The 7,980-nt window shown below is 60.8% G+C and carries 7 protein-coding genes; 5 read left to right on the top strand and 2 right to left on the bottom strand.

Going from position 1 to position 7,980, the window contains the following annotated elements:
- A partial coding sequence (locus AC1D1X_RS10430; protein ID WP_477698239.1) for a CidA/LrgA family protein occupies positions 1–232 on the top strand: 232 nt, incomplete at its 5' end.
- Positions 225–950 (top strand): LrgB family protein, encoded by a 726-nt coding sequence (locus tag AC1D1X_RS10435; protein ID WP_477668746.1) that lies wholly within the window; start codon positions 225–227, stop codon positions 948–950. The genes AC1D1X_RS10430 and AC1D1X_RS10435, both read left to right, overlap by 8 nt.
- Positions 951–1,066: 116 nt before the next feature.
- Here AC1D1X_RS10435 and AC1D1X_RS10440 read toward each other — a convergent pair whose 3' ends face one another.
- The gene (locus AC1D1X_RS10440; RefSeq protein WP_477668747.1) at positions 1,067–1,630 is read right to left on the bottom strand and encodes a bactofilin family protein; all 564 of its coding nucleotides are present in this window, start codon (positions 1,628–1,630) and stop codon (positions 1,067–1,069) included.
- Positions 1,631–2,075: 445 nt separating this feature from the next.
- On the opposite strand from AC1D1X_RS10440, the gene AC1D1X_RS10445 reads away from it, so the two are divergent.
- The 3 genes from AC1D1X_RS10445 to fusA all read left to right on the top strand — a co-directional run bounded on the left by AC1D1X_RS10445 (position 2,076) and on the right by fusA (position 5,510).
- Positions 2,076–2,531 (top strand): methylated-DNA--[protein]-cysteine S-methyltransferase, encoded by a 456-nt coding sequence (locus AC1D1X_RS10445; RefSeq protein ID WP_477673847.1) that lies wholly within the window; start codon positions 2,076–2,078, stop codon positions 2,529–2,531.
- A 40-nt stretch (positions 2,532–2,571) separates the two neighbouring features.
- The gene (locus AC1D1X_RS10450; protein ID WP_477668749.1) at positions 2,572–3,276 is read left to right on the top strand and encodes a glutathione S-transferase family protein; all 705 of its coding nucleotides are present in this window, start codon (positions 2,572–2,574) and stop codon (positions 3,274–3,276) included.
- A 128-nt stretch (positions 3,277–3,404) separates the two neighbouring features.
- Positions 3,405–5,510, top strand: a complete 2,106-nt coding sequence (fusA, locus tag AC1D1X_RS10455; protein WP_477698240.1) for an elongation factor G — start codon at positions 3,405–3,407, stop codon at positions 5,508–5,510.
- A gap of 173 nt (positions 5,511–5,683) precedes the next feature.
- Here the strand turns inward: fusA and AC1D1X_RS10460 are convergent, their stop codons facing one another.
- Positions 5,684–7,552, bottom strand: coding sequence for a potassium transporter Kup (locus AC1D1X_RS10460; RefSeq protein WP_477698241.1), 1,869 nt, complete (start codon positions 7,550–7,552; stop codon positions 5,684–5,686).
- Positions 7,553–7,980: the final 428 nt, after the last annotated feature.

Consider the following 7,980-nt stretch of genomic DNA (forward strand, 5'->3'; position numbering starts at 1 on the left):
GCGCACCCCTGTGGCAGTGTGCGCAGACTTCCTGCTTTCGCACCTTTCGTTACTCTTTGTACCTGTCGGCGTCGGGGTGATGACCCATCTTTCACTGGTCAGCCAGTACGGCGCACGCATGTTGCTGGTCGTGGTGGCGTCCACTTTGGCGGGTTTGCTCGTGACCGTACTGATGCTGCACCTGCTGCGGGACCGCAGCGACACCCCTCCCCAGGAGCCTCCACATGCCTAAATTTGTGGAGTTATGGGTCTACCTGTCGGCCACACCCCTGTTTGGCTTGACCGCGACGCTGGTGGTGTATGTGCTCGCGCAAGCCGTTTACGCTCGTCTCGGACAAGCGCCCTGGGCCAATCCTGTGTTGTGGACGGTTGTCTGCCTGGCCGGCACCCTGCTGGCCACCGGCGTGCCTTACCCCACCTATTTTGCGGGCGCCCAGTTCATCCATTTCCTGCTCGGCCCTGCGGTGGTGGCACTGGCATGGCCACTGTGGTTGCGGCGCGAAGAACTGCGCAGGCGCTGGGGCCGGCTGCTGCTTGCGGCCCTGGCCGGCGGTGCCGCGGCCAGCGGGTCGGCATTGTTGCTGGGATGGGCCGTAGGCTTGCCCATCGAAGTTACCCTGTCGCTAGCGCCCAAGTCTGTCACCGCACCGGTCGCCATGGGTATTGCGGAAAGGATCGGCGGAATCCCTGCGCTGGCGGCAGTGTTTGCGGTGGTCACCGGCCTCGTCGGTGCGCTCAGCGGCAAATACCTGTTTGACGCCTTGCGAATTCCCGTGGACGCTGCGGGCTGGGCCGCGCGTGGTTTTGCGCTGGGCACGGCATCTCACGGGCTGGGCGCCGCGAGAGCCTTGCAGGTCAATGCCGACGCGGGCGCTTACGCCGGGTTGGCGCTGGGCCTGCAGGTGGTTCTGGCGTCTGCACTGATACCGCTGGCGTTCCGGTGGCTGTAGTAGCCCGAACCGCAAACACGAAAACTCCGCATCACCTTCCTGCCGCGAGCAGCAGGGAAGTGATGTGGAGGTTTCGGTAGCGCGTCAGAAATGCGCCTGTTGTTGCTTTAAGTCTCCTACACCGCCTGCAAACCTGGTTTGACCACGCTCGCCGGCTTGGCCGCAGCCAGCGCACCGAACAGGATCTCGCCTGAAAGCTGGCCGCCTTCTTCAATCACCAGCTTGCCGTAGCGGATGATGCCCGTGACTTTTCCTGTCGAGTAAATCACCAGTTTCTGCCGCACTGTAAGGTTGCCGTTGAATTCGCCACGGATTTCCGCCACATCGATTTCTGCGGAGCCCTTGAACGCACCCTGCTCGGCAATCTGGATCACTCGCGAATCCATGGTGGCTTCCACCAGGCCTTCGACCACCAGCGTATCGCAGTCCGTGATCTCCACGCCCTTGAGTTTGATGTTCGGGCCGACCGTCAACTTGCTGCCGCCTTCTTTTACCGTGCCGACAGGTGCTTCATTGACCGCCTTGGCGGTGTTTTGCTGGTTCACATTTGTGGACGACGCTCCCGACTGCAGCGCGCCGGAAGCACTGGAAGTGCCCGTGGTCCCATAGCCATTTCCCGGGCCATGACGCAAGCCCGTTGGTGTCTCGTTTTCTCGCTTGCCAAAGAACGGTGTTGCCATTGTGAGTTCCTTCAAAAAGAACGCATGGTACGTCTGCAGAAAATTAAAAGCTTCAGCTGTATGCAAGATAGGTAACGAAATTAATTCTTACATTCCCTTGTTTGCATTCGCCCTGCGGCAATAACAACAGGCTCCATGTGCGCCTATGTGCGGCTGGCGATACATAAGGGAAACTCCGTCCAATTGGCACCCGAAACCTGCCCGCTTTGTATCGGTACGATGATTTTTTGACGTGGCATTGGCCGCAGTTCGCAGTGCCGATCTTCCCCTGTCGAAATGTCTCAAACCTCAGATACTGGTCGCGTGTAGCATGTCGGATACCATGACCGCAGACAGTGAACTTCACGCCTTCGCACTTTTTGGCACTGCCGTTGGGCAGTGCGCGCTGGTGTGGAACGCACACGGGATTGCAGCCGTGCGGCTGCCCGAAACATCGGAGAGCCGCATGCTGTCCCGTTTGCACAGGGAGTTTGCGCAGCTGGCTCCTGCCACGCCGCCGCACGACATGCAATTGGCCATACATGCCATGACAGCCCTGCTGGCGGGTGAGGCCCGTGACTTGCGCTTTTGCACACTGGACCTGCGTCACGTCCCCTCTTTCAACCGCCGGGTGTACGCGATTGCGCAGGAGATTCTTCCAGGCAAGACCCGCACGTACGGCGACATCGCCACCGAGCTTGGCGAACCCGGCTCAGCGCGTGCCGTGGGTCAGGCGCTGGGGCACAATCCGTTTCCCATCGTCGTGCCCTGTCACCGCGTTCTGGCGGCTGGCGCGCAGTCGGGCGGCTTTTCCGCGCCTGGCGGCGTCTCGACCAAGCTGCGCATGCTACTGATTGAAGGTGCCGAGATCGGCGGCGCACCCGGTCTGTTTGACCGTGAGCCGCCGCCCTCCACGTCATAGTCATTGAACAAACGCCCATCACCACGAAACTCACCCACCCATGCCGCACACCTCTACAGAGAAAACGCCCGCGATTCGTCTCTATTCAGCCCGCCTCAGCATGTTCGGCGCCAAGGTGCAGATCGCTGCGTTTGAAAAAGGCATACCGCTCGATATCGTCATGGTGCCCTTCACGCAGACCGAGGGCTACTCACCCAAGCACCCGGAGGTCGTGCGAATCAACCCAAAAAAGCAGGTGCCCGTACTGATCAACGGCGACCTGGAGCTGTTTGACTCGACGCAGATCCTGGAATACCTTGAAGACCTGCAGCCCCAGCCCGCGCTGTGGCCGGCCGGCATCGCCGCCCGCGCCCGCGCGCGCCAGATGGAGCACATGTCGGACGAGGTTTACTTTCCTCACATCATCCGGCTCATGGGCCTGCAGCACAGCCTGGACGATCCGCAAGCGGTCGCCGCGATTGATAGTGCGCGGGCCTTCTACACGCGGCTTGAAAATCTCCTGCAAGGGCGGGAGTTCGTGATGGAGAGCTTCTCATTTGCCGATATCGCCCTGTACGTGGCGATGCTGTTTGGCGAACGTCTGGGCGCGCCTCTCACACCGGCCACACCGTTGCTGCTGGCATGGCGCGACAGGATGAGTGCGCGGCCTTCGGTGCAGAGCGCGGTGATCCCCATGGCGAAATACCTGTTGTCGGACGGCAGGCCTTTGCCTGCCTTCATGGCCGAAATGCTGCAAGTGGCCTGACACCAGGACCCACACCCGACGTGGGTGCTCGGGGAAAACCGAGCAAAGACCGGCGCTTTGGCGCAAACTGGCGAGCTGGCCGTGCAAACAAATCCAACAAGCGCGGACCGGCAAAAAAGGAGTTCGCCATGCCCCGCCACACCCCTATCGAGCGTTATCGCAATATCGGTATCAGCGCGCACATTGATGCCRGCAAGACCACCACGACCGAACGCATCCTGTTCTACACAGGTGTGAACTACAAGATCGGCGAAGTCCATGAAGGTACGGCCACCATGGACTGGATGGAGCAGGAGCAGGAGCGCGGCATCACCATCACCTCGGCAGCGACCACCGCCTTCTGGAAAGGCATGGCCGGCAACTACCCCGAGCACCGCATCAACATCATCGACACGCCCGGCCACGTGGACTTCACCATCGAGGTGGAGCGCTCCATGCGCGTGCTCGACGGCGCGGTGATGGTGTATGACGCCGTGGGCGGCGTGCAGCCGCAGTCAGAAACCGTCTGGCGCCAGGCCAACAAATACAAGGTGCCGCGCCTGGCTTTCGTCAACAAGATGGACCGCGTGGGCGCGGACTTTTTCCGCGTGCAGCGCCAGATCAGCGAACGTCTCAAAGGCGTGGCTGTGCCGGTGCAGATTCCGGTCGGCGCTGAGGACCACTTCCAGGGCGTCGTCGACCTCGTCAAGATGAAGGCCATCATCTGGGACGACACCAGCCAGGGCCTGCATTTCGAGTATGGCGACATTCCGGCAGACCTGGTGGAGACCGCCAACGAGTGGCGCACCAAGATGATTGAGGCGGCCGCTGAAGCCAATGACGATTTGCTCAACAAATACCTGGCGGGCGAGCCGCTGAGCGAGGACGAAATAAAACAGGGACTGCGCCAGCGAACCATGGCCAACGAGATCGTGCCCATGCTCTGCGGCAGTGCCTTCAAGAACAAGGGCGTGCAAGCCATGCTGGATGCGGTGATCGACTATATGCCGTCACCGGCGGATGTGCCCGCTATCCTGGGCCACACCGAGGACGACGGCGAGGCCGAGCGCCACCCCAAAGACGATGAGCCCTTCTCGGCACTGGCTTTCAAGATCATGACCGACCCCTATGTCGGACAGCTGATTTTCTTTCGCGTGTACTCGGGCGTGATCAAAGCCGGTGACACGGTCTACAACCCTGTCAAGGGCAAGCGCGAGCGCCTGGGCCGCATTCTGCAGATGCACGCCAATGAGCGCAACGAGGTCAAGGAAGTGTGCGCAGGCGACATCGCCGCCGCCGTGGGCCTGAAAGAAGCCACTACCGGCGACACGCTGTGTGACCCGGCCCACGTGATCATCCTGGAGAAAATGGTATTCCCCGAGCCTGTCATTTCACAAGCCGTGGAGCCCAAGACCCAGGCCGACCAGGAAAAGATGGGCATTGCGCTGAACCGCCTCGCGCAGGAGGACCCATCATTTCGTGTGCACACCGACGAAGAGTCTGGCCAGACCATCATCTCGGGCATGGGCGAGCTGCACCTGGAGATATTGGTGGACCGCATGAAGCGCGAGTTCAGCGTGGAAGCCAATGTGGGCAAGCCACAGGTGGCCTACCGGGAGACGATCCGGCAGGCGGTGAACGATGTTGAAGGCAAGTTCATCAAGCAGTCGGGCGGGCGCGGGCAGTACGGGCACGCCGTGCTCAACCTGGAGCCGCAGCCTTCAGGCAAAGGCTATGAGTTCGTCGACGCCATCAAGGGCGGCGTGATTCCGCGCGAATACATTCCGGCCGTCAACAAAGGCATTGTGGAAACGCTCAAGGCCGGCGTGCTGGCGGGCTACCCGGTGGTCGACGTCAAGGCCACGCTGGTGTTCGGCTCCTACCATGATGTCGATTCGAACGAAAACGCCTTTCGCATGGCCGGCTCGCTCGCCTTCAAGGAAGCCATGCGCCGCGCCAAGCCGGTGCTGCTGGAGCCCGTGATGGCGGTCGAGGTTGAAATGCCCGAAGACTTCATGGGCAATGTGATGGGCGACCTCTCATCGCGGCGCGGCATGGTGCAAGGCATGGAAGACATTGCGGGCGGCGGCGGCAAGCTGGTGCGCGCCGAGGTGCCGCTGTCGGAAATGTTCGGCTACTCGACCACCTTGCGCTCACTCACGCAGGGCCGCGCGACCTACACCATGGAGTTCAAGCGCTATGCCGAGGCGCCGGCTGATGTGGCCGCAGCCATCATGCGCGGCAAGGGCGCGTAGCTCCGCGCATGAAGCTCTAACAATTTCACCAGCCTGCTTTATGCGGCTTGCCCATACGGCCAGGCGCGTGCAGCTATGGATTGGCACCAACAATTCAACCCACGCAAGCAGGAATACGCGTGCCAGATATTTAAAACAAGTCCTCGGGCAAAAGGGGGAACGGCCAGAAACCCTCAGATCTCGATCTTGCTGCCCAGTTCCACCACCGAGTTGTTTGGCAGGTTCAGGAAGTCTGCCGCACCGCTGGYGTTGTGGTGCATCTGAGCAAACAGTTTCTCGCGCCAGGGTGCCATGCCGCTGCCGATGGTGGGGATCACCGTGTCGCGCGAGAGGAAATAGCTGGTCGTCATCGACTCCAGCTCGCAGCCCCTGCCCTTGATCTGCTGCAGGGCCTTGGGCAGATCCAGGTCGTTCTTGAAGCCGTAGTGCACATTGACCTGCCAGCAGTCGTGGCCCAGTGATTCAATTTCGAGACGCTTGTTCATGCCGATCCAGGGGATCTCATGGTTGCGCACCGTCACGAACAGATTCTGCTCATGCAACACCTTGTTGTGCTTGAGGTTGTGCAGCAGCGCGTTGGGCACGCTGCCGGGCTCGGCCGTCAGGAATACGGCCGTGCCTTCGACACGGGCCGGCGGGCTGACGAAGACGGCGTCCAGGAAGCTGGGTAAATCGATCGCATCGGCCCGCAGCTTTTCATTGAGCAGGTGCCGCCCTTCCTTCCAGGTGATCATCAGCGTGAAGACCGCACCCCCAATCACCAGCGGGAACCAGCCGCCGGCGAACAGCTTCATGAGGTTGGAGGCGAAGAACGCGAAGTCGACGACAAAGAAAACACCGGTCGCCGCAATGCACAGGCTCAGCGGATACTGCCAGCCGTAACGAATCACGTAAAAAGTCAGGATGGTGGTGATCAGCATGTCGGTGCATACCGCGATGCCGTAAGCGGCCGCCAGGTTGCTGGACGAGCGGAACATCACCACCGCGAGCACGATCGTTATGAAGAGGCCCCAATTGACGAAGGGCATGTAGATCTGGCCGGTGTCGCGCACGCTGGTGTGCTGGATATTGAGGCGCGGCAGATAGCCCATCTGGATGGCCTGCTTGGTCACGCTGAAGGCGCCGGTGATCAGCGCCTGCGAGGCGATCACGGTAGCCATGGTGGCCAGGCCTACCAGCGGCAGCAGCGCCCACTCGGGCGCCATCAGGAAAAACGGGTTCTTCACTGCGGCAGGGTTGCCTATGAGCAGTGCGCCCTGACCGAAGTAATTGAGCACCAGCGAAGGCATGACCACGGAAAACCACGCCAGGCGAATCGGTTTTTTTCCGAAGTGGCCAAGGTCGGCGTACAGCGCCTCGGCGCCTGTCACGCACAGCACCACAGCGCCCAGGATGATGAAGGTGGTACCGGGGTTGGCCCACATGAACATGACCGCGTAGTGCGGGCTGACTGCCACCAGGATTTCGGGATGGGTCACGATCTGCGAAATGCCCAGCAACGCCAGCACGCCGAACCAGATCAGCGTGATGGGGCCGAAAAATTTGCCAATGCCCGCCGTGCCGTGCTTCTGCACCGCAAAAAGGGCAAACAAAATGACCAGGGTGATCGGGATCACGCYCTGCTTGAAGGCAGGCGAGACGACTTCCAGGCCTTCGACGGCCGACAGGACCGAGATGGCCGGGGTGATGACGCCGTCGCCATAGAACAGGGATGTGCCGAAGATGCCGACGATCAGCAAGGTCTTGCGCAGCTGAGGCTTGTCTTTTACTGCTGTGGAGGCCAGCGCCAGCATGGCGATCAGGCCGCCTTCACCGTTGTTGTCGGCGCGCAGCACCAGCGCCACATACTTGATCGAGACAATGACGGTCAGCGTCCAGAAGAAGATGGACAGGATGCCGTAGACGTTGTCGGGGGTAAAGGGAACATGCCCGGAACCGAAAACTTCCTTGACGGCATACAGGACGCTGGTTCCGATGTCGCCGTAGACGACACCAATGGCGCCCAGGGTGAGCGCCGCGAGTGATGATTTTTTACTGGACACAAAAACTTCCCGTCTTTGCGCTCGGCCCGTTCAAGCGGGTCCAAAGCGGCGGGAATGGTTACCTTTGGGAACGCTATTTTGCGCCCAGGTACCCGGCTTGCAAGTCGGCGGACATCCCTAAATCCAACTAATCCCGATTTTGTTGCACCGCAACAACTTGTAACAATAGGGGTCGGCGGCCGATCAGGGAGGCAGCGCAGGCAGTTGAATTCTGGGTGCTACTTTTTTAATAGCTGGTCGCGCATGACCCGTCTGGGCTAGAGGCCTAAAAGACCCATAATCCGGGCCGTCTCGGGTACACAAGCTCCCCGACTTTCAGAGCGGCCGCAGGCAGACCGGCTTTGCCGGATGCCTTGCGGCGTCCCCTGCAAGGGGAAACGGCACTCCACGAAGCGTAGCGAAGTGAGAACGATAGGGGTGTGCCAAGC

This window comes from Polaromonas sp. P1_G4, assembly GCF_056405475.1.

Coding starts and splice junctions, on each gene's coding strand:
- AC1D1X_RS10445 (WP_477673847.1), top strand. CDS start 2,076: ATGCTGTCCCGTTTGCACAGGGAGTTTGCGCAGCTGGCTCCTGCCACG.
- AC1D1X_RS10450 (WP_477668749.1), top strand. CDS start 2,572: ATGCCGCACACCTCTACAGAGAAAACGCCCGCGATTCGTCTCTATTCA.
- AC1D1X_RS10435 (WP_477668746.1), top strand. CDS start 225: ATGCCTAAATTTGTGGAGTTATGGGTCTACCTGTCGGCCACACCCCTG.
- AC1D1X_RS10440 (WP_477668747.1), bottom strand. CDS start 1,630: ATGGCAACACCGTTCTTTGGCAAGCGAGAAAACGAGACACCAACGGGC.